Annotated in this window: 12 protein-coding genes; all 12 read left to right on the forward strand. The window is 70.7% G+C overall.

The features are described 5' to 3' along the window. Positions 1 to 31: 31 nt before the first annotated feature. Positions 32 to 1,216 carry a nicotinate phosphoribosyltransferase gene (pncB, locus tag NUG20_RS04320; protein WP_263397224.1) on the forward strand — a complete coding sequence of 395 codons (1,185 nt, stop codon included), beginning with the start codon at positions 32 to 34 and terminating at the stop codon, positions 1,214 to 1,216. 218 nt (positions 1,217 to 1,434) lie between these two features. Then, positions 1,435 to 1,893 (forward strand): cellulose biosynthesis protein BcsD, encoded by a 459-nt coding sequence (bcsD, locus tag NUG20_RS04325; protein ID WP_263397225.1) that lies wholly within the window; start codon positions 1,435 to 1,437, stop codon positions 1,891 to 1,893. A gap of 49 nt (positions 1,894 to 1,942) precedes the next feature. After that, entirely contained in the window at positions 1,943 to 2,341 is a 399-nt protein-coding gene (locus NUG20_RS04330; protein WP_263397226.1) for a hypothetical protein, read from the forward strand. Between the two features lie 98 nt (positions 2,342 to 2,439). Continuing rightward, positions 2,440 to 4,593: a UDP-forming cellulose synthase catalytic subunit gene (gene bcsA, locus NUG20_RS04335; protein ID WP_263397227.1), complete on the forward strand. Its 2,154-nt coding sequence runs from the start codon at positions 2,440 to 2,442 to the stop codon at positions 4,591 to 4,593. Positions 4,594 to 4,640: 47 nt separating this feature from the next. Next, positions 4,641 to 6,935: a cellulose biosynthesis cyclic di-GMP-binding regulatory protein BcsB gene (bcsB, locus tag NUG20_RS04340; protein WP_263397228.1), complete on the forward strand. Its 2,295-nt coding sequence runs from the start codon at positions 4,641 to 4,643 to the stop codon at positions 6,933 to 6,935. Further along, complete coding sequence (gene bcsZ, locus NUG20_RS04345) at positions 6,932 to 8,092, forward strand: cellulose synthase complex periplasmic endoglucanase BcsZ (RefSeq protein ID WP_263397229.1); 1,161 nt, start codon at positions 6,932 to 6,934, stop codon at positions 8,090 to 8,092. Before bcsB ends, bcsZ begins: the two co-directional genes overlap by 4 nt. Continuing rightward, positions 8,080 to 12,582 carry a cellulose biosynthesis protein BcsC gene (locus tag NUG20_RS04350; protein WP_263397230.1) on the forward strand — a complete coding sequence of 1,501 codons (4,503 nt, stop codon included), beginning with the start codon at positions 8,080 to 8,082 and terminating at the stop codon, positions 12,580 to 12,582. The genes bcsZ and NUG20_RS04350 overlap by 13 nt, the downstream gene beginning before the upstream one ends. Positions 12,583 to 12,848: 266 nt before the next feature. Continuing rightward, complete coding sequence (gene def, locus NUG20_RS04355; protein WP_263397231.1) at positions 12,849 to 13,364, forward strand: peptide deformylase; 516 nt, start codon at positions 12,849 to 12,851, stop codon at positions 13,362 to 13,364. A 494-nt stretch (positions 13,365 to 13,858) separates the two neighbouring features. Then, positions 13,859 to 15,049: a non-hydrolyzing UDP-N-acetylglucosamine 2-epimerase gene (gene wecB, locus NUG20_RS04360; RefSeq protein WP_263397232.1), complete on the forward strand. Its 1,191-nt coding sequence runs from the start codon at positions 13,859 to 13,861 to the stop codon at positions 15,047 to 15,049. Beyond that, positions 15,046 to 17,265 (forward strand): cellulose biosynthesis cyclic di-GMP-binding regulatory protein BcsB, encoded by a 2,220-nt coding sequence (locus tag NUG20_RS04365; protein WP_263397233.1) that lies wholly within the window; start codon positions 15,046 to 15,048, stop codon positions 17,263 to 17,265. The genes wecB and NUG20_RS04365 overlap by 4 nt, the downstream gene beginning before the upstream one ends. Before the next feature lie 6 nt (positions 17,266 to 17,271). Next, a complete protein-coding gene (locus NUG20_RS04370; protein ID WP_263397234.1) occupies positions 17,272 to 19,416 on the forward strand; it encodes a glycosyl transferase family protein in 2,145 nt (714 codons plus the stop codon). Then, positions 19,413 to 22,238, forward strand: a complete 2,826-nt coding sequence (locus NUG20_RS04375) for an NfrA family protein (protein WP_263397235.1) — start codon at positions 19,413 to 19,415, stop codon at positions 22,236 to 22,238. The genes NUG20_RS04370 and NUG20_RS04375 overlap by 4 nt, the downstream gene beginning before the upstream one ends. Positions 22,239 to 22,251: the final 13 nt, after the last annotated feature.

Consider the following 22,251-nt stretch of genomic DNA (forward strand, 5'->3'; position numbering starts at 1 on the left):
AGCCGGTAACACGCTGGCGCATAATGCCGCGATGATCATCGATTCGCTGCTCGACACCGACCTGTACAAATTCACGATGATGCAGGCGGTGCTGCACCAGCATCCCGGTGCGCAGGTGGAATACCGCTTCAAGTGCCGCACGCCGGGCATCGACCTGGCGCAGTTCCTGGAGCAGATCTCGGCCGAGATCGACGCGCTGTGCGCGCTGCGCTTCCGCGCCGAGGAACTGGACTACCTGCGCGGGCTGCGCTTCATCAAGCCGGACTTCGCCGATTTCCTTGCGCTGTTCCACCTGGACCGCAAGTACCTGCAGCTGCGCGCTTCGGCCACGGTGCCGGGCGAGATCGAACTGCGCATCCGCGGGCCGTGGCTGCACACCATCCTGTTCGAGGTGCCGCTGCTGGCGATCGTCAACGAGGTCTGGTTCCGCAACACCGGCGGCGACGACCACGACGAGGGCCTGCGCCGGTTGCAGGCCAAGATCGCGCTGCTGCGCGACAGCAGCGGCTACGGCGGTTGCGCGATCGCCGACTACGGCACCCGCCGCCGCTATTCGCGGGCCTGGCACGGCGAACTGTTGCCGGTGCTGCAGCAGACCCTGGGCGCGCAGTTCGTCGGCACCAGCAACGTGTACTTCGCCTGGCGCTACGGGCTGACCCCGCTGGGCACGATGGCCCACGAATACCTGCAGGCGTTCCAGGCGCTGGGCCCGCGGCTGCGCGATTCGCAGGCCGCGGCGCTGGAATCGTGGGCGCGCGAGTACCGCGGCGATCTTGGCATCGCCCTGTCCGACGTGGTCGGGCTGGAGGCGTTCCTGCGCGACTTCGACCTGTACTTCTGCAAGTTGTTCGACGGCATGCGCCACGACTCCGGCGATCCGTTCGAATGGGGCGAACGCATGCTGGCGCACCTGCAGCAGCACCGGGTGGACCCGCGCAGCAAGATCCTGGTGTTCAGCGACGGCCTGGACATCGACAAGGTGATGCGGCTGTACGCGCATTTCCGCGACCGCTGCCTGCTCGCCTTCGGCGTCGGCACGCACCTGACCAACGACCTGGGGCCCAAGCCGTTGCAGATCGTGATCAAGATGGTCCGCTGCAACGGCCAGCCGGTGGCCAAGCTCAGCGATTCGCCGGGCAAGACCCTGTGCGACGACCCAGCCTACCTGGCCTATCTGCGCCAAGTCTTTGACGTGGCCGCCGATCGTCCAGAGTGAGACGTGGCCGGCCGACTTCCGGGCCGGTTGCGACGAAAATACAGGCAAGCGGCGCCAAGCCGGAGCAGGCTATGCTGTGGTGCAGCATTTGGCTATGATGGGCCGGAAAGTGAGAACTGTATCCCGTTGATGGCGGGATCGGCCATCTTGGCATCAAGCTTGCTCGGTACCCTTTGCCCGGCACTGCCGTGCCATTTTTCCAACGCAGGCAGCACCCGATGAGTCCTTCCGAGCCACACGCGCATTTCCGTACCCAGGCCTGTTCCCGGCAGTGGCGCGGCTTCCTGCGTGCCTTGGCCCAGGAGTTCGCGGCGGAGCTGGCGGCGGAAGACATGGCGCTGCTGATGGCGCGGATCGGCCGCCGTTTCGCCGGCGAGCACCCGATCGGGGCCTGCGCGACGCTGGACGAGATCCAGGCCGCGGCCAACCGGGTCTGGGAGCGGGTGGAGTGGGGGTATGTGCGCTTCGAGGAGCAGGCCGACCGGGTCGACCTGCACCACGTGGGCTCGCCGTTGCAGATCGCCCTGGCCGGGGAGACGGCCGGGGCGGATGGGTTCCTGGAAGGGGTGTATCACGCCTGGTTCGAGCAGGCCGGCATGTCGGCGGGCCTGGGGGTCCGCGCGGTGCCGGTCGACGACGAGGATGTCCGCCGTTTCGTGTTGTGCCGGGTCGCCTGACTCAGGTACTCGATCCACCAGACACACAAATCATCTTAGGGGGTGATCGATGTCCAAGAAGACCGACCAAGCCGGCGCCGATGCGGCCGACGACATTTCCAGCCTGTTCGCCAAGCTCGGCAGCCAGGGCGCCAGTGCGTACCAGGATTTTTCCGGGGCGCGGCTGAGCGCGCCGGAGCCGGCCGTTGCCGAAGCGCTGCCGCCCGCCGAAGCGCCACAGCCCATCGCGCCGGTGTCCGTGCCGACGCTGTCGGTGGTGCGCGCGCCGGCCGAGTCCAGGCCGGTCGTGGCGCTGCCCGTGGCAAAGCCCGCCGCGGCGGAACCCGCGGCATCGGCAGCGGCCGCTGCGGCCACGCCGCTCGCGCAGCTGTTCCAGCGCCTGCTGGAGACCGGCCGCGATCGCGTGCCGACGCCCGATAGCCCGCTCAAGCGTTTGCAGATCCGCTGACGCGTGATGCGCGCGCCGCTGGCGCCGCGTATCGTGTCATGTCGTCGCGCGGAGGGGAGAACGCGCGCCGCTTCGCCCCTCCTCGCTAGGAATCGCTGATGAGCGCTGCGTCCGCATCGCGTGCCGGTCAACCCATGCACACGCTGGCCACCTGGTCGCTGTGGGCGCTGGGCGCCTTGTTGTTGGTGTTCGTGGTCGCCATTCCGATGGACGTGCCGCAACAGCTGCTGTTCTCGCTGGTGGTGTTCATCGCGGCGATGCTGTTGCGCCGCAGCGGCAGCCGGCTGGCGGTGCTGGTGATGATGTCGCTGTCGCTGGCGGTGTCCTCGCGCTACATCTGGTGGCGCATCACCCAGACCATGGGCGTGAGCAGCGCGGTCGACCTCAGCCTCGGCCTGGGCCTGCTGCTGGCCGAGGTGTATGCGTTCACGATCCTGGTGCTGGGCTATTTCCAGGTGCTGTGGCCGCTGAACCGGCGCCCGGTGCCGCTGCCCGCCGACCAGAACGAATGGCCGACGGTGGACCTGTTCATCCCCACCTACAACGAGCCGCTGTCGGTGGTGCGCTCCACCATCCTGGCCGCCAGCGTGATGGACTGGCCGGCGGACAAGCTCAACATCTACCTGCTCGACGACGGCCGCCGCGAGGAGTTCCGCACGTTCTGCGCACAGGCTGGCATCCACTACCTCACCCGCACCAACAACTTCCACGCCAAGGCCGGCAACATCAACGCCGCGCTGAAGAAGTCCAGCGGCGAGTACGTGGCGATCTTCGACTGCGACCACATCCCGACCCGCTCGTTCCTTCAGGTGGCGATGGGCTGGTTCCTGCGCGACCGCATGCTGGCGGTGGTGCAGATGCCGCACTACTTCTTCTCCGCCGACCCGTTCGAGCGCAACCTCGGCAACCACGGCAAGGTGCCCAACGAGGGCGAGCTGTTCTACGGCCTGCTGCAGGACGGCAACGACCAGTGGGACGCCACCTTCTTCTGCGGCTCGTGCGCGGTGATCAAGCGCAAACCGCTGGAGGAAGTGGGCGGGGTGGCGGTGGAAACGGTCACCGAGGACGCGCACACCGCGCTGAAGCTGCACCGGCGCGGCTACCGCAGCGCCTACATCACCGTGCCGCAGGCCGCCGGGCTGGCGACGGAGAGCCTGTCCGGCCACGTCGCACAGCGCATCCGCTGGGCGCGCGGCATGGCGCAGATCGCGCGGCTGGACAATCCGCTGTTCGGCAAGGGCCTGCGCCTGTCGCAGCGGCTGTGCTACGCCAACGCGATGCTGCATTTCTTCTACGGGCTGCCGCGCATCATCTACCTGACCGCGCCGCTGGCCTTCCTGTTCTTCGGCGCGCACGTGATCCACGCCTCGGCGCTGATGATCCTGGCCTACGCGCTGCCGCACATCATGCAGGCCAACCTGACCAACCTGCGCACCCAGGGCAAGTTCCGCCACCTGCTGTGGAACGAGGTCTACGAGACCACGCTGGCCTGGTACATCCTGCGCCCGACGCTGGTGGCGCTGTTCAATCCCAAGCTCGGCAAGTTCAACGTCACCCCCAAGGGCGGTCTGGTCACGCGCAGCTATTTCGACCGGCAGATCGCCAAGCCCTACCTGTTCCTGCTGGTGCTGAACCTGGCCGGCCTGGCGGCCGGGGCGATGCGCCTGTTCTACACCGATGCCACCGGCGAAGCGCAGACGATCTGGTTCAACCTGGTCTGGACCGTCTACAACGTGCTGCTGCTCGGCGCCACCATCGCCACCGCCAGCGAGATGCGCCAGGTGCGCCGCTCGCACCGCGTGCCGCTGGACATCCCGGCCACGCTGTACCTGCCCGACGGCCAGGAGCTGGCCTGCCGCACCGTCAACTTCTCCACCGGCGGCATGGCGTTGAAGCAGGCCGAGGCGGCGCCGGTGGAACCGGACACGCTGGTCGACGTGGGCCTGTCGCACCGCAATACCGAAAAGCGCCTGCCGGCGATCGTGCGCCACGACCGCGACGGGCACATCAGCGTGCAGTTCCGCAGCATGTCGATCGAACAGGAGCGCTGGCTGGTCGCCTGCACCTTCGCCCGTGCCGACATCTGGGTGTCGCAGTGGGGCCGCCACGACCGTGACAACTTCTGGAAGTCGATGGGCCAGGTGTTCGCGGCGAGCATGCGCGGCTTCAAGCGCCTGGGCCAGCACATCGGCGAGAGCGTGCGCGGCGGCTTCCGCCCGGCACGCCCGGCCGGCGAGGAATCCGCGCCGTGAGCCGCCTCCGCCCGTCGTTTCCTTCCTCTTTCTTCCGGTTGCCCTCGATGCGTCTACCTGCCCTGGCCGCGTGCTGCCTCACTATCCTGTCCGGCCTGGCGCTGGCGCAGGAGCCGACGCTTCCGGCCACCGCGCCGGCAGCGCCCAATACTGGCGCCGCGCTGGTGCCGGCCACGCCGGCGCTGGGCGTGCAGGAGCGTTCGGCGACGCTCAAGCAGCTCGGCATGGACTACGAGGTCACCCTGCGCGGCATCCAGGGCAGCGCAGGCGTGGCGTTCAGCACGCGCACCGACGAGGTGGTCGAGGCGGCGACGCTGCACCTGAGCTACAGCTACTCGCCGGCGCTGCTGCCGGAGCTGTCGCACCTGAAGGTCACCGTCAACGGCGTCACCGTGGCGACCTTGCCGGTGACCCGCGAGAACGCCGGCAAGCTGCAGCAGACCGACGTGCCGATCGATCCGCGCCTGGTCAGCGACTACAACCAGCTCAACCTGCAATTGATCGGGCACTACACGCGCGAATGCGAGGACCCCGACCACACCAGCCTGTGGGCGAACATCGACCCGGCCACGCGGCTGTCGCTGAGCACCACGCCGCTGGTGCTGGCCAACGACCTGGCGCTGCTGCCGGTGCCGTTCTACGACAAGCGCGACACGCGCCGCCTGGAATTGCCGTTCGTGTTCCCGCAGCGCCCGGACCTGGCCACGCTGCGCAGCGCCGGCATCGTGTCCTCGTGGTTCGGTGCGCAGGCCGGCTACCGCGGCGCGGTGTTCAACGTCTCCATCGGCGACGTGCCGACTAGCGGCAACGCGGTGCTGTTCGCCACCCAGAACACGCTGCCGGCGGAACTGGCGACCGCCGAGAACGGCCTGGGCGAGATCGCCGGTCCGACCCTGGCGGTGGTGACCAACCCGCGCGATGCGGCCGGCAAGCTGCTGCTTGTGCTCGGCCGCAACGACAACGACCTGCAGCAGGCGGCCACCGCGCTGGCCCTGGGCACGCCGTTCAACGGCGCCGTGGCCAGGATCGGCGAACTCAAGCAGGCGCAGCCGCGCAAGCCCTACGATGCGCCGAACTGGATTTCCAGCGACGGCCCGGTGCGCTTCGCCGACCTGGTGGCGCAGACTTCGCAGCTCAACGTCACCGGTTATCACCCGGACCTGATCCGGGTCGGCCTGCAGCTGCCGCCGGACCTGTTCGTGTGGCAGCGTGACGGCATTCCGGTCAAGCTGCGTTACCGCTACACGGTGCCGGATGCGCTGAACAAGTCCGCGCTCAACGTCAGCATCAACGACGCCTTCGTCACCACGCTGCCGCTGAGCGGGCGTCCGTATGCCGAATCGCTGCCGCTGCAGTGGTGGCACGACCTCAAGGCCAAGGGCGCGATGCCGGTGGAGCAGAAGCTGCTGCTGCCGACCGGGCCGTTCTCGGCCAACAGCCAGCTGCGCTTCCACTTCTTCTTCGACCGGCCGCAGGCCGAGGCGTGCAAGAACACCTTCCCCGACGTGTCCGGCGCGATCGACGCCGATTCGAGCGTGGACCTGAGTTCGTTCCACCACTACATGGCGATGCCGAACCTGGCCGCGTTCGGCAATGCCGGCTATCCGTTCACGCGCCTGGCCGACCTGTCCGAATCCACCATCGTGGTGCCGGACGAGGCCAGCGACCAGGACGCCTCCAACCTGCTGACCCTGCTCGGCAAGCTCGGCGCATCCACCGGCTATCCGGCGCTGCGCGCCACGCTGATCCATGCCGGCGAGGTGGACCAGCACGCCGACAGCGATCTGCTGGTATTCGGTTCCTCGCGCTCGCAGCCGCTGTTCCAGCGCTGGAGCGCGCATCTGCCGATCGGCGACGGCGCCAGCGGCCGGCGCTTCTCGATGAGCGATTGGGTGATGGACAAGCTGCCCGGCTTCCTGTCCTTCGACGCGCGCCGCACCGACCTGCCGACCACCGCCGACGTGGCGGTGAAGCCGGCGCCGGGCGACGTGGTGCTGATGGGCTTCGAATCGCCGCTCAAGCCCGGGCGCAGCGTGGTCGCGTTGCTGGCCGAGGACCCGGCCAGCGTCGGCCAGTTGTTCGAGGCCTGGTTCGAGCCGGCCACGCTGAAGGACTTCCAGGGCAGCGTGGTGCTGTTGCAGCAGGGCAAGATCCGCAGCCTGGCCGGCAACCAGGCCTACTACGTGGGCCACCTGCCGCTGCCGACCTGGGCGCGCTGGTACTTCTCGCAGCATCCGCTGCTGCTCGGCCTGGCGGTGGTGGTGCTGAGCCTGCTGCTGGCGCTGGCCGCACGCGTTGTGCTGCGCCGGCACTCGGCGCAACGGTTGCGGGACGGGCAATGACCCCGCACGCGCGACAGCGCCGCCATCTGCTTGGCGGCGTGCTCGCCGCGGGCGCTGCCGCGCTGCTGCCGCCGGCGCCGGCCGTGGCCGCGGCGGCTTGCACGCCGTGGCGCGAGTGGACCGGCTTCGTCGCCAAGCACATCGACGACGGCGGGCGGGTGATCGATTTCAGCAATGCCGACCAGCGCAGCACCTCCGAAGGCCAGTCCTACGCGCTGTTCTTCGCGCTGGTTGCCAACGACCAGGTGCTGTTCGACCGGCTGCTCGGCTGGACCCGGCACAACCTCAGCGGCGGCCGTCCGCAGCAGGTGTTGCCGGCCTGGCTGTGGGGCCGCGCCGGCGACGGCAGCTGGCGCGTGCTCGACGACAACACCGCCAGCGATGCCGACCTGTGGATCGCCTACGCGCTGCTGGAAGCGGGGCGGCTGTGGAAGCGCCCCGGCTACACCCAGGCCGGCATGCAGATGCTGGCGCTGGTGCGGCGCCACGAACTGGTCGAGTTGCCCGGCTTCGGCGGCATGCTGCTGCCGGCGGTGCAGGGCTTCGTCAAGCCGCAGCGCTGGACGCTCAATCCCAGCTACCTGCCGATCCAGCTGCTGCGCCGCTTCGCCGCCGCCGATCCGAAGGGGCCGTGGGCCGGGCTGGCGCAGCGCAGCGCGCGGCTGCTGCGCGACAGCGCGCCGGTCGGTTTCGTCCCGGACTGGATCGCCTGGGACGGCCGCGCGTTCGCGGTCGATCCGGACAAGGGCGCGCTGGGCAGCTACGACGCGATCCGCGTGTACCTGTGGGCCGGCATGCTCGATGCCGGCGAGCCGTTGCGCAAGGCGCTGCTCGAGGACCTGTCCGGTCCGTTGCAGCAGTTGCAGGCGCAGGGCCACTTCAGCGAGAAGATCGACACCCGCCTGGGCGTGGGCAGCGGCGCCGCGCCCGCCGGCTTCGCCGCCGCGCTGCTGCCGTACCTGAGCGCGCTGCGCCAGCCGGTGCTGCTGAAGGCGCAGGCGCAACAGATTCCCGCGCCCGGCGATGCCGCCGCGGCCAAGCTTCCCTATTACGACCGGGTGCTGGTCCTGTTCGGACGCGGCTGGCTCGACAACCGCTATCGCTTTTCCGCAGACGGCCTGCTGCAGCCCGCCTGGAGAACCCAATGTTCCGCATGAACCTCAAGCCTCTGTATCTGGCCGGCATGATCGACCTGTGCCTGCTCGCCGGCAGCGCGCATGCGCAGACCGGCAACGCCACCCAGCAACTGATCAGCCAGGGCAACTACTGGCACGACCAGGGCCGCGACGACCTCGCCGCCGACACCTGGCGCAAGCTGCTGCGGGTCGACCCGAACCAGCCCGACGCGTTGCTCGGCCTGGCCCAGATCGACCTGGCGCAAGGCCGCCAGGGCGAGGCGCGCAAGCGCCTGCAGCAGCTGCAGAAGGCGCACCCGCAGGCGCCGCAGACGCAGCGCCTGAGCCAGGCGATCGGCGGCACCGGCGACAGCCTCAACCTGCGCAACGCGCGCCGCGCCGCCGCGGCCGGACGCTACGTGGAGGCGGTGCGCGAGTACCAGGCGCTGTTCGCCGGCAAGGCGCCGCCGGAGCACCTGGCGCTGGAGTATTACCAGGCCCTGGCCGGGACCCCGCAGGGCTGGGAAGGCGCCCGCGACGGCCTGCGCCGGCTGGCTGCCGCGCAGCCCAACAACGGCGCCGCGGCGCTGGCGCTGGCGCAGGTGCTGACCTACCGCGAACCGACCCGGCGCGAAGGCATCGCCCAGCTCGGCACGATGAGCAAGCGTGCCGACGTCGGCGGGCCGGCGCGTGCCGCCTGGCGCCAGGCGCTGCTGTGGCTCAATGCCGGCAGCGCCGACGCGCCGCTGTACCAGGCGTTCCTGGCGGCCAATCCGAACGATGCCGAGGTGGCCAACAAGGCCGTGCAACTGCGCCAGCAGCGCACCGCGCAGGCCGCCGACCCGGCCGGCGAACAGCTCGGCGAAGCGTTCAAAGCGCTCAACGCCGGCAATCTCGGCGTGGCCGAGCAGCGCTTCACCCAGGTGTTGCGCGCGCGTCCGCGCGATGCCGACGCGCTCGGCGGCCTGGGCTCGATCCGCCTGCGCCAGCAGCGCTTCGGCGAGGCGCAGGAACTGCTGCGTCCCGCCGCGGCCGGCAACGGCAAATGGCGTTCGGCGCTGGACAGCGCGCGCTATTGGCTACAGTTGCAGCAGGCGCAGGCCGCGCGCGGCCGCGGCGACAGCGACGAGGCCCTGCGCCTGGCCCAGCAGGCGCTGAAGCTGCAGCCCAACGAAGCCACCGGCCACGTGCTGCTCGGCGACCTGCAGGCGGCCAGCGATGCCGCCGCCGCCGAACGCAGCTACCGCCAGGCGCTGGCGCTGAGCGCCGACGATGCCGGCGCGCTGCAGGGCCTGATCGGCCTGTATAGCCGCCAGGGCCGCGCCGACGAGGCCAGCGCGCTGTTCGCCAGGCTCAGCCCGGCGCAGCGCGAAAAGGCCGGCGGCGAAGCCGCACTGCGCTCCAACGTGCAGCGCGCGCGCGCCAAGCAGGCGCTGGAAGCCGGCGACACGGTCACCGCGCAGAGCGAACTGGAAGCGGCGATGGTCGAGCGCCCCGGCGATCCGTGGGTGCGCTTGGACCTGGCGCGGCTGTACCAGCAGGCCGGGCGCCCGGACCAGGCGCGCAGCGTGATGGACGGCCTGCTCGCGGTGCACGGCGACATGCCCGAGGCGCTGTACGCCAACGCGCTGCTGGCGCAGGAACGCGGCGACTGGGCCAGCGCCTACGCCAGCCTGGAACGCATTCCGACAGCGGCGCGCACCGCGGAAATGAGCGCGCTGCGCAACACCGCCTGGGTCGAGCAGCAGGCCGCGCAGGCGCGGCTGCTGCAACAGCAGGGCCGCGCCGGCGAGGCGCAGCTGCTGCTGGCGCGCACCGAGGCCGCGCTCGGCGGCGCGCTGGAACAGCCGGCGCTGCTGGCGTCGATGGCCGGCGCCTACGCCGACATCGGCAGCAACCAGCGCGCGCTGACCCTGGCGCAACGCCTGGTCGCGCAGAACCCGAACACCGAGGCGCGGCTGCAGTACGCCAGCGTGCTGCTGCGCGCGCAGCAGGACGCCGAGCTGGCGGCCACGCTGCGCCAGTTGCGCGACACCGACATGAGCGCCGAGCAGCAGCGCCGCTACCAGTCCCTGCGCAGCGGCTACACGCTGCGCCAGGTGGATGCCCTGCGCGAGCTGGGCAACCTGGAAGCGGCCTACGACGCGCTGGCGCCGCTGCTGGCGCAGCAGAACCAGGATCCGAAGGCGGTGGCCGCGCTGGCGCGGCTGTACGCCGGCGCCGGCGACCAGCGCCAGGCGCTGGTGCTGTACCAGCAGCAGTTGCAGCAATCGCCCAACGACCTGGACACGCTGATCGCCGCGGCCAACACCGCCGCCGCGCTGCGCGACCTGGACAGCGCCGAGGATTATCTGCAGCGCGCGCTGGCGCAGGCGCCGGATTCGCCGGCGGTGCTGAGCGCGGCCGGCCGCGTGTACCGCAGCGCCGGCAAGAGCCGCAAGGCCGAAAGCTATTTCCGCGCCGCGCTGGCGGCGCAGGCGCGCGAGGCCGGCCAGCACGACAACGGCCTGCCGGCCGCCAACGGCCCGGCCTCGTTCGCCGGCGCCGGGCGCCCGCTGAACCCGTTCGCCGGCATGAGCGGGCGCATGCCGCGCAGCCCGGCGGTGGTCTCCGACAGCCTCGGCGGCGGCTATCCGGCGCCGGCCTATGCCACGGCCGGCCAAGCCGCGCTCCCGGCGCTGCCGGCCGCGGCCGGCGCTGCCTATGCCAGCGGCGACGACCTGCCGCCGCCGGCCAGCGCCAGCGCCGCCGTCGGCGTGCAGCTGGCGGCGCTGCCGGTGCCTGGCCAGCGCGCGCCTGCCGCGGCCAGCATGGCCTCGTCCTCCTATCCCGACGACCGCGTCGCCACCACCGGCAGCGCGCGCCAGGCGCAGGCGCTGGCCAGCCCGGCGCGCACCGGCACCGTGCTCGACGAACTGCGCGAAGTGCAGTCGGAGAACAGCGACAGCCTGGCCGCCGGCGCCCTCTACCGGGCGCGCGACGGCGAGGCCGGGCTGGGCAAGTTGAACGACCTGGAAGTGCCGCTGCACGGCGAGTTCGCGGTCGGCGAGGGCAAGCTCAGCGTCGATGTCACCCCGACCCTGCTCGATGCCGGCACGCTCGACACCGCTTATTCCACCGCCAGCCGTTTCGGCGCCGGCCCCACCGCGGCGATGGGCGATGCACTGGCCGCCGACCGCACCCCGATCGACGAGCTGATCGGCAGCGACCTGTACCAGTTGCTGCTCACCGAGGGCGACAGCAACGCCACCCGCAACGCGCTGCGCACCTACGCGGTGAACACCGGCCTGTACAACGAGCTGTACAACGACACCGACGCCACCTTGACCAATGCGCAGCGCGAGGCCGCGGCGCTGCAGGCGCTGTATGCCGAGCCGCTGTCGGCGTTCCTGCTCGCCAACGTCGCCGCGGACGTGTCGATCAGCACCCTGGCCAGCGCCATCCTCGGCGATGCCTCGCGCAGCGCCGACCTGAGCGCGGCCGACGTGGCGCGCTTCCAGGCGCTGGCCGCCAACACCACCGCGGCCAGCCTGACCCCGGCCGGCTTCAGCCAGGCGCTGTATACGATGGCAGCCAACGGCGCCGGCGCGCGCCGGCTGGACCAGGACGCCAGCGGCGTCGGCGTGGCGGTGAAGTACAAGCACGGCGGTTTCGCCGCCGACCTCGGCAGCACCCCGATCGGCTTCCCCGAGCAGCGCATCGTCGGCGGCGCGGGCTATCGCGGCCAGATCGGCGAGAACCTGACCTACTCGGGCCAGGTGTTCCGGCGCGCGGTCAGCGACAGCCTGCTGTCCTTCGCCGGCGTCGACGACGGCCGCGCCGGGCTCAGCTGGGGCGGCGTGACCAGCAACGGCGTGCGCCTGTCGGCCACGCTCGACAACGGCCTGCTCGGCGGCTACGCCAACCTGACCGCTGACCGCCTGGTCGGCCACAACGTCGCCGACAACGACCACCGCCAGGTGGACCTGGGCGTGTACGTGCACGCGCTGGAGACCGAGAACCAGTCGCTGACCGCCGGCCTCAACCTGACCGCGATGCAGTACGACAAGAACCTGAGCGGCTACACCTACGGCCAGGGCGGCTACTTCAGCCCGCAGGACTACGTCGACCTCGGGTTCCCGGTGCACTGGAGCGGGCGCTCGTCCGGGCGCAAGGTCAACTGGAGCGTGGACGCCAGCGTCGGCGTGCAGCATTTCCGCAGCGACGACAGCCCCTACTTCCCGACCAGCGCGCAGATGCAGCAGGCCGCCTACGACGCCGCCTCGCTGGCCGCGCTGCTGGGCCTGGTCGACACCTACACCGCGCCGGTCTACGCCGGGCAGAGCAAGACCGGCGTGTCCTACAACCTCGCCGGCACGGCCGAATGGCAATTGGCGCCGCAGCTGTTCCTGGGCGGGCGGCTGATCTTCAACAACGCCCGCGACTACAACCAGTTCAGCACCAACATCTACGTACGCTTCGTGCTCGACCGCCTCGGCGCCGGCCTCGGCCGCCGCCCGCAGGTGCTGGCCTCGCCGTATGCGGGCGAGTAGGGCGGGGCGCTGACGACCGGTTGTCGGGAGATGCTGAGGGAGCGGCTTCGGCACCGAGGCTGTGCCGGCGTGATCGGCTTCGTTCGTCGCGACTGAAGTCGCTCCCACAGTGGGCTTGCGGATGGCCGGCTGGGTGCAGTGTGGGAGGGGCTTCAGCCCCGACTGCATCGGCAATGAAGCGCTTGCTGTTGTTCGCGCGCGCCGTCAAGGCTGCAGGGAGGCGCCGGTCGGCGGATAATCGGCCGCATCGGCGACAGGAGCAGGTCATGATCCGCGACATCATCCGTATGGGCGACCCGCGCCTGCTGCGCATCGCGCAGCCGGTCGACGGCTTCGGCAGCGCGGAGCTGCGTGCGCTGGTCGCCGACATGTTCGAGACCATGGATGCCGCGCGCGGGGTCGGCCTGGCCGCGCCGCAGATCGCGGTGGATCTGCAGCTGATGGTGTTCGGCTTCGACAGCAATGCGCGCTATCCGGACGCGCCGCCGGTGCCGCGCACCGCGTTGGCCAACGTGCAGATCGAGCCGCTGTCCGACGAACTGGAGGACGGCTGGGAGGGCTGCCTGTCCATCCCCGGACTGCGTGCGGTGATCCCGCGCTATCGCCATATCCGCTACCGCGGCATGGACCCGAACGGCGCCGCGGTGGTGTGCGAGGCCGAAGGCTTCCATGCGCGGGTGGTGCAGCACGAGCACGATCACCTGATCGGCCGGCTGTACCCTTCGCGGATCCGCGACTTCGGCAAGTTCGGCTTCGAGGACGTGCTGTCCTACGAGCTGTAGCGCCGCTTGCCTGATTCACCTGGACGCAGGGTGCATGCGCCTGCCGCCCAGCGCATAAGCACGGACCACGTGCTCCTGGGCATATGCGGGTGCAAGGACTTGGACGGTCGGCCCGTGGCGATCGGTTGGTCAGGCTCCATCTAGCGAGGGCGCGTGCAGTGCGACTCGCGACGAGACAGGGAGCCAGGTAGGGATTGTCTGGCGCGTCCGGCGCTTTGAAAGTGCCGCCACGTCCGGCCGGCGTCGTCCCGGGCCAGGATGCCGCTCCGCCGCCAGCGCATCTGTCTACAACGGCGTCATCCCTGCCCGTTGTGGCGGGCAATTGGCCGTTTCTCCCGCGAAAATCCTCGAAAACCGCGGAAGACTGGCGCCGGGAAACAGCAATATCGAGCGCCCAGTGAACCCCGCGCCAGGCCGCACCGGGTGGCGCGCCTCCACCTGACGGGCTATAGTGTGACGAGCATCACGCTATTGATACCACATGGAGCGGGTTGGTGAAGGTTCTTTCCGTTTTTGGTACGCGCCCTGAAGCCATCAAGATGGGGCCGCTGGTCCGTGCGCTGCACGCCGCGCCGGGCATCGAGTCCCTGGTCTGCATCACCGGCCAGCATCGGGCGATGCTGGACCAGGTGCTGTCGCTGTTCGCGATCCGGCCGGACCACGATCTAGACGTCATGGTAGCGAACCAGACCCTGAATGGATTGTGTTCGCGGCTGTTCGACAAGCTCGACGCCCTGTACGCGCAGGTGCAGCCGGACCGCGTGCTGGTGCACGGCGATACCAGTACCGCGATGACCGCGGCGCTGGCCGCCTTCCACCGGCGCATCCCGGTCGGCCACGTCGAAGCGGGCCTGCGCACCGGCAACCTGCAGCAGCCCTGGCCGGAAGAGATGAACCGGCGGGTGATCGACGTGGTCGCCGACCACCTGTTCGCGCCCACCGACAGCGCGCGCGGCAACCTGCAGCAGGAAAACCTGTCCGGCCGCATCGGCGTCACCGGCAACACCGTGATCGATGCGCTGGAACAGACCGTCGGCCGGCTCGAGCAGGATGCCGTGCTGCGCGGCGCGGTCGATGCGCAGTTCCCGTTCCTGGCGCCGGAGCGCAAGCTGCTGCTGGTCACCGGGCACCGCCGCGAGAGCTTCGGCGACGGCTTCGCCAACATCTGCCAGGCGCTGGCGGAACTGGCGCAGCGCCGCGACCTGCAGATCGTCTACCCGGTGCACCTGAATCCGAACGTGCAGGGCCCGGTGCACGCGCAGCTGGGCGGGCTGGACAACGTGCACCTGATCGCGCCGCAGGACTACCTCGCCTTCGTGCGCCTGATGCAGCGCGCGCACGTGGTGCTGACCGATTCCGGCGGGGTGCAGGAAGAAGCGCCGGCGCTGGGCCGGCCGGTGCTGGTGATGCGCGACGTCACCGAGCGCCCCGAAGCGGTCCGGGCCGGCGTGGTCACCCTGGTCGGCACCGATCCGGCGCGGATCGTGGCCGCGGTCGCTGCCGCCTGCGAGCAGCCGGTGCGGCCCGCGCAGTTCCTCCCCGACGCCAGCCCGTATGGCGATGGCCGCGCATCGGCGCGGATCGTGGCCGCATTGCGCGGCCTGCCGTTCGACCCGTTCGACCCATGCGTCCCCGGCCGTGCCGCGGCGGTTTCCAACTTCCCTCTTTCAGAATCGATGCCATGACCCAGACCCGACGTCGTACCGCACGCTTTCCCAAGGTAGTGCCGCTGGCCTTGGTCCTGCTGGCGCCGCTGAACCCCGCTGCCGCCGCCGACTCCGTCGCCGGCCAGTTCGGCGAGTGGGCCGGCGACACCACCGTGCAGCGCTCGATGACGCTGCGCGAGCTCGGCTTCGCCCAGCCGCTGGTGCTCAGCGGCCAGGAAAGCCAGCGCGAGATCTACCTGCCGGTGCCGGCCGGCGTGCCTACCCGCGACGCGCAGTTGCAGGTCGATGCGCGCTACCTGCGCGGGCACACCGGACGCACCTCCAGCCTGCTGTCGATCGACGGCGACCCGGTGTCGGCGCGGTCGATCACCGATGCGCAGGGCGACGCCAGCCAGCTGATCGGCATCGACGGGTTCGCCCGCCCCAGCGGCTTCGTGCGCTTCGGCGTGGGCTGGTGGTCGGTGGTTTCCGAATACGAGTGCGCCGACCAGAGCGCGCCGGCCAACGTGCTGCGGCTGTCGCCGGATTCGCGCTTCAGCTACCGCTTCGACGGCCGCGCGATCGACACCGTGGCCAAGGCCTGGGGCGCGCTGCCGGCCAAGGTGCGGTTGCTGGTGGATGGCCGCGCCACCAGCGTGGAAAGCTACGACGCCGCGTGGCGCGTGGGCACCGCGCTGGAGAACGGCGGCAAGCGCGTGGACGTGGTCGCGCTGCCGGCCGTGGGCACGACCGTGGACCTGCGCGGGCTGGCGATCCCGGCCAGCCTGGCCGGCATTCCCGCCTACGCGGCGCTGGCCGACGGCAGCGCCACTCACCGCATCGGCAGCCTGGCCGAGGTCGGCGCGCTGCTGTCGCTGGGCGACGCCGGTCCGCTGGCGGTGGACGTGGCGGTGCTGAGCGATCCGCTGCGCGCCGGCGTGCGTGCCGCGCTGGATGCGCTGGCCAGCGAGGTCGGCGCGGCGTCGCCGGACGCGGCCGGTGCGTTCGCCGCATGGCGCAAGGCCGACATGGCCGGGTTCGAGCAGGCGGCCGACAAGGCCTCGGTGCAGGTGGCCCTGGTCGGCGGACGGCCGACCCTGCTGGTCGCCACCGGTGCCGGCGCCAAGGTCGCCGGCCTGTTGACCGAGCAGTGGCGCGCCTATGCGCTGGGCCGCTCGCTGCGGGTCGGCGAGGCGCTGCAGCCGCCGGCCGACAAGGGCGTGGTGCTGCTCAACCGTCTCGGCAGCATGTCCGGGACCCTGGACATCGTCGCGCGCGGCGATCGCACCGCCAGCTTCGACCTGGGCGCGCTGTCCAGCGACGGACGCCTGCCCAGCGAGGTGGTGATCGACGTCTCCGCCGCGCCGAACCCGGCCGGGCAGGGCGCGGTCGCCTCGATCTTCTTCAACGACTACCTGGTGGGCGCCAAGGTGCTCAACAGCGACGGCAAGCCGCAGCGCCTGGTCGCCAAGGTGCCGAGCTACGCGCTGGCCGCGCGCAACCAGGTGCGGATCAGCTTCCTGCGCCAGCCGGCACGCCCGTACTGCCACGATCCGGCCACCGGCTACCCGGTGTCGGTGCTGCCCAGCAGCCACATCCGCCTGGCCGACCGCAGTCTCGGCGGCGATTTCGTCGGCGCGGCCGCGCAGTTGGCCGGCCCGCACGACGTGTTCGTGCCCTCGAGCTGGCTGCAGGATGCGCCGGCGACGCTGGCCAAGGTGATCCACCTCGCCAGCGCGACCGGCGCCTCGCCGACGACCGCCACGCTCAAGCTCGGCGATGCGAAGACGGCGATCGCGCCGAACGGCGCCTACCTCAGCTTCGTGCTGGCCCCGCAGGGCCTGGCGCAGAGCGGTGCGCTGCGCGACGGCAAGCTGGTGGTGTCCGGCCCGGGCGACAAGGTGCTGCTGGACGTGGCCGGGCTCGACCGCGCGGCACTGGTGGAAGTGGTCGGCAGCGGCGCCAACACCGGGGTGATCTACCGCGAATTGGGCGCGCAGGGGCCGCAGATCGACGCGCCGTTCCGGCTGATCCGCGGCAACCTCGCGTTGCTGGATGCGCGCGGTCTGGTGCAGGACTTCGACGGCCAGGATCCGACCGGCGCGCAGCTGGCCGAGCAGGCCGACCCGCAGCCGCTGTGGCAGCAGCACATGGTGTGGCTGCTGGTGCTGGTCGGGGTGATCGTGTTCATGCTGCTGGCCGCGCGCGTGACCCAGGTCCGGCGCCGCCGCAAGTCCGTCCAGTCCGGGCACTGACCGCCTGTGGACGGCCTGTACTGGAACATCCACCTCGCCAACTACTACGCCTTCCTGGAGACGGCGGCAGTGGTGGTGGCGGTGGTGATCCTGATCTCCAGCCTCGATGACCTGTTCATCGATGCCTGGTACTGGGTGCGCGAAATCTGGCGCACCCTGATCCTCAAGCAGCGCAGCGAATACCGGCCGCTGACCCAGCAGGACCTGCTGCAGCGGCCCGAACAGACGCTGGCGATCATGGTGCCGGCCTGGGCCGAGTACGACGTGATCGGGCAGATGGTCGAGAACATGGTCGACGTGCTCGACTACCACGACTACGTGATCTTCGTCGGCACCTATCCCAACGACCCGCAGACCATCGCCGAAGTGGAACGCATGTGCCGGCGCTACAAGCGCATGCGCCGGATCGAGGTGCCGCACGACGGCCCGACCAGCAAGGCCGACTGCCTGAACTGGCTGGTGCTGGCGATCTTCGAGTACGAGAAGCGCCACGGCATCGAATTCGCCGGCGTGGTCCTGCACGACAGCGAAGACGTGCTGCATCCGATGGAACTGCGGTTCTTCAACTACCTGCTGCCGCGCAAGGACATGATCCAGCTGCCGGTGACCTCGCTGGACCGCGAGTGGTACGAACTGGTCGCCGGCGTGTACATGGACGAGTTCGCCGAGTGGCACGCCAAGGACCTGGTGGTGCGCGAAAGCGTGTCCGGCATGGTGCCCTCGGCCGGCGTGGGCACCTGTTTCTCGCGCAAGGCGCTGGTGGCGCTGAGCGAGGCCACCGGCAACCAGCCGTTCAACACCGACAGCCTGACCGAGGACTACGACGTCGGCGCGCGCTTGGCGGCGATGGGCATGCACTCGATCTTCGCGCGCTTCCCGGTGCAGTTCCGCGTGCGCCGCGCGTCGTGGTTCGGCTGGGGCCCGGTGCGCGAGCGCACCTTGCGCATGGCGCTGTGCGTGCGCGAATACTTCCCCGACAACTTCCGCGCCTCGTACCGGCAGAAGGCGCGCTGGGTGCTGGGCATCGGCCTGCAGAGCTGGGAGACGCTGGGCTGGCGCGGTTCGCTGGCGACCAAGTACCTGCTGGCGCGCGACCGCAAGGGCATCGTCACCTCGTTCATCAGCGTCTTCGCCTACCTGATCTTCCTGCAGCTGCTGCTGTTCTGGGTGCTCAAGGTGACCGGCGCGTGGAGCACCCAGTTCCCGACCATCTTCCAGAACGGCACCTGGCAGATGAACGTGGCGCTGTTGACCACCGCGGCGCTGGTCACGCGCGTGGCGCAGCGCTTCTACTTCGTCAACCGCCTGTACGGGTGGGAACATGCGCTGATGTCGATCCCGCGCATGGTGGTCGGCAACATGATCAACTTCATGGCCACCGCGCGCGCCTGGCGCATGTTCCTGCTGTACCTGCTGTTCGGCAAGCGCATGGTGTGGGACAAGACCATGCACGATTTCCCCTCCGCCGCGCAGCTGGTGCACACGCGCCGGCGCCTGGGCGAATTGCTGGCCACCTGGGAAGCGGTCGAACCCGAACGCCTGCAGCAGGCGCTGCAGCAACAGCAGGGCGGGCGCCAGCAGCCGCTGGGCCGGATCCTGGTCGCGCAGGGCTGGCTGGACGACGAAACCCTGGCCGAGGCCATCGCCTTCCAGGGCGACCTGCCGCGCGCGGCGATCGACGTCGACTACCTGCAGGCCGGGCAGTTCCCGCTGTCGGTCGAGGCCTGCGTGCAGTGGCGCCTGCTGCCGCTGCCGCCTAGCGCGCCCGACGAACTGGCGGTCGCGGTGGCCAACGCGCTGTCCGAGGCCGAGCAGGAACGGCTGCTGCAGGACGCGCACGCCAGCGTGCTCAGGCAATCGATCGCGCGCGAAAGCGAAATCAATGCCGGCCTGCGCCTGATCAGCGGCGAAAGCTACCGCATCGACGCGGTGCCGCTGCTGGGCGATCTGCTGGTGGAGATGCGCCTGATCGCGCGCGACCAGTTCGAGCGCGTGCTCGACGAATACAAGCCGCAACGCGACGGCCGCATCGGCGACCACCTGGTCAAGCAGGGCGTCGCCACCCAGGCGGCGATCGCCACCGCCGTGCGCGAGCAGCATCGCCGCGCCGGCCTACCCCGATACAGCGCCGGCGGAGAACTGCAGGCATGAGAATCACCTTGCTTTCGGCCGTGATCGCGCTGGGCCTGCTCGGCCTGGGCAGCGTCCCCGCCTATGCGCAGCAACCACCGCTGGCCGGTGCCGCCTACCGCATCGCCGAAGACGCCTACGCGTCCTACGCACGCGGCGATTACCAGCGCGCCAGCCGCGAGGCCGCCGAAGCGGCGCGCTTGCGCCCGGACGTGGCGCGCCTGCGCCTGCTGCAGATCTACGCGCTGCAGAAGCTGGGCCGCGCCGACGAAGCGCGCGCGCAGGCCCGCCGCGCGCTGGCCGAGGGACTGCGCGATCCGGCGCTGCCGGGACTGGCGTCGGCGCCGGCAGCGGCCTCCGCCTCCGCGCGCGCCGGCGGCGCACCCGCGCCACGCGCCACCGCGCGCCCCAGCGCGGCCGAACAGGCCTACCAGCGCGCCTTCGCGCTGGCCACCCAGGCCTACGACGCCTACAACAACGACCGCATGGCCGAGGCCGCGGACAAGGCCGAACAGGCCTTCCGCCAGCAGCCGCAGCAGGGCGCCTGGGCGATCCTGTGGGTGGCCGCGCTGGAGGCGCAACAGCACTTCGAACAGGCCGAAGCCGCTGCCGCCACGGCGGTGCAGCTGGGCGCGCCGAATGTCGCCGACCTGCAGGCCAAGCGCGTGGCGCTGGGCCGCCAGCGCTCGGTCAAGCCGGCGCAGGAGGGTTACCAGGCGTTGATCGCGCAGGACTTCGCCGCGGCGGCCGGATTCGCCCGGCAAGCGGTGGCGTACGCGCCGGACGTGGCTTCGCATCGCCTGCTGCTGATGACCGTGCAACTGCTCGACGGGCAACTGTCCGCCGCCGAGGACACCGCCGACCAGGCCCTGGACAACGACAGCGAAGACACCGTGGCGCTGGTCATGCGCGGGTATCTGCGCCAGCGCCAGTTGCGCACCACCGAGGCCAACGCCGATTTCGACGCCGCCCTGCGCCAGGACTGGCTGGATGCGCAACAGCAGCGCAACGTGCGCCTGCTGGCGGTGGATGCGGCGATCGCCGCCGGTGACCGCGAACGTGCCGCGCGCCTGCTGCAACCGCTGCAGGCCGATCCGCTGGCCGACGCGGACGACACCGCGCGCCAGCAGATCGGCCAGGCCGTCGCCCAGCGCGAGAAGGCGCTGCGCAAGGCGCGCGCGGTCCCGACGCTGACCCTGGCGGCGTACCCGGCGCCGTTCCAGCAATGCCGCGATACGCCCTACGGCACCCAGTGCGAACTGACCCCGGCCGACCTGCAGGGCAGCGGCAGCCCCGCGCAACGCGCCTACGCCGCGTACGGGCGGCAGGACTACCAGGAGGCCATTCGCGAAGCGCAGCGCGCACTGCAGGAGAGCCCGGACAACGCCAGCCTGCAGAACCTGCTCACCACCGCGCTGGCCGCCGGCGACAGTGACCAGCAGGCGCAGGCGCGGCAACGCCTGGACAGCGCGCTGGGCCAGCGCCCCGCCGACGCGGGGCTGCTGATGCAGCGCGGCTATCTGTACCAGCGCATCGGCGAACCGGCGCAGGCGCTGGACGATTTCCGCGCGGCCGAAGCCACCGGCAAGGCGCCGCCCAGCGTGGTGCTCGACCAGGCCTATGCCAGTGCCGCGCAGGGCGACAACACGCAGGCGGTGGCGCTGCTGCGCAGCGCGATCGACCGCGCCGACCAGAGCCGGCTGCCGCTGGACAAGGCGCAGCGCTACAACACCCGCAGTTCGATCGCCAACCTCTCGCGCGAGTGGGGCCTGATCGCCTCGGCCGGCTACCGCGGCGCGCGCCAGGCCGCGACCAACCTGGGCGGGTCGGCGATCAGCACCCCGGGCGATTCGGCCTTCGGCACCGTGGAGGCGTTCTGGCGGCCCGAGGCGCTCAACAACCGCCATGGCACGCTGGAAGCGTACGCACGCATGGCCAACACGCTGTACGACGAGGGCGGCACCTTCGAATCCGTGCGCGCGGTGGATCCTTGCACCGGCGAAGCCACCGAGGACGCGCGCGCGCGGGCCGAGCGCCTGAGCCGCTCGCGCTCGATCGCCGGCTGGCCCTCCACGATCGGATCGTTCGGCGTGCGCTACGCGTTCGGTCGCACCGGCTTGAGCGCAGGCATCGAGCGCCGCCAGTTCCTCGGCACCGCCACCCGCAACGGCGGCGTCTATCCGGATTCGGCCGCGATCCAGTGCCGCATCCAGCGCGACTCGAACCAGCCGCTGCAGGTCAACACGCTGGCGCGCTACCGCCTGGACAGCGATGCCGGCGGCTGGATGTCGTACCTGACCTACGGCTTCTACCAGGGCACCGGCGTGCGCACCGACGTGAACCAGTGGTGGACGCTGAGCGGCTACGCGCAGGCCGGTTACAGCTGGGACGACAACCGTGCGCGCTTCAGCGTGGACCGGCTGGACGCCACCGGCGCCCCGGTCGAAAGCCTGCTCGACTCCGACGGCCGCCTGCATCGCGCGCAATGGTTCGCCGCCGCCGAAGTGCGGCTGGGCCGCAGCTACCGGTTCGGCGCCGAGCAGACGCGCTGGGTGCTGACCCCGTCGGTGGTGGTGGGCGCGGACTGGCTCGACCAGCGCACGCGGGTCAGCGGCATCGCCTACCCGCTGATCGGCAAGCAGGCATTCGCGCTGTCCGACACCGACCGCAGCTGGTCGCTGGGCGCCGGTCCCGGCCTCGGCGTGCGCTACTGGTTCCGCGAGGACCGCTACAACGCCGCACGCTCCTCGCTGGACCTGAGCGTGCAGTACCGCTTCGCCATCGGCGGCGGCGATACCCAGCGCGCCAAGGGCCTGTTCGCCACCGCCACCCTCTACTACTGATCATGCAAGGAAC

It is taken from the genome of Xanthomonas sp. CFBP 8443 (assembly GCF_025666195.1).
In the GTDB taxonomy this organism is placed as follows: Bacteria; Pseudomonadota; Gammaproteobacteria; order Xanthomonadales; family Xanthomonadaceae; genus Xanthomonas_A.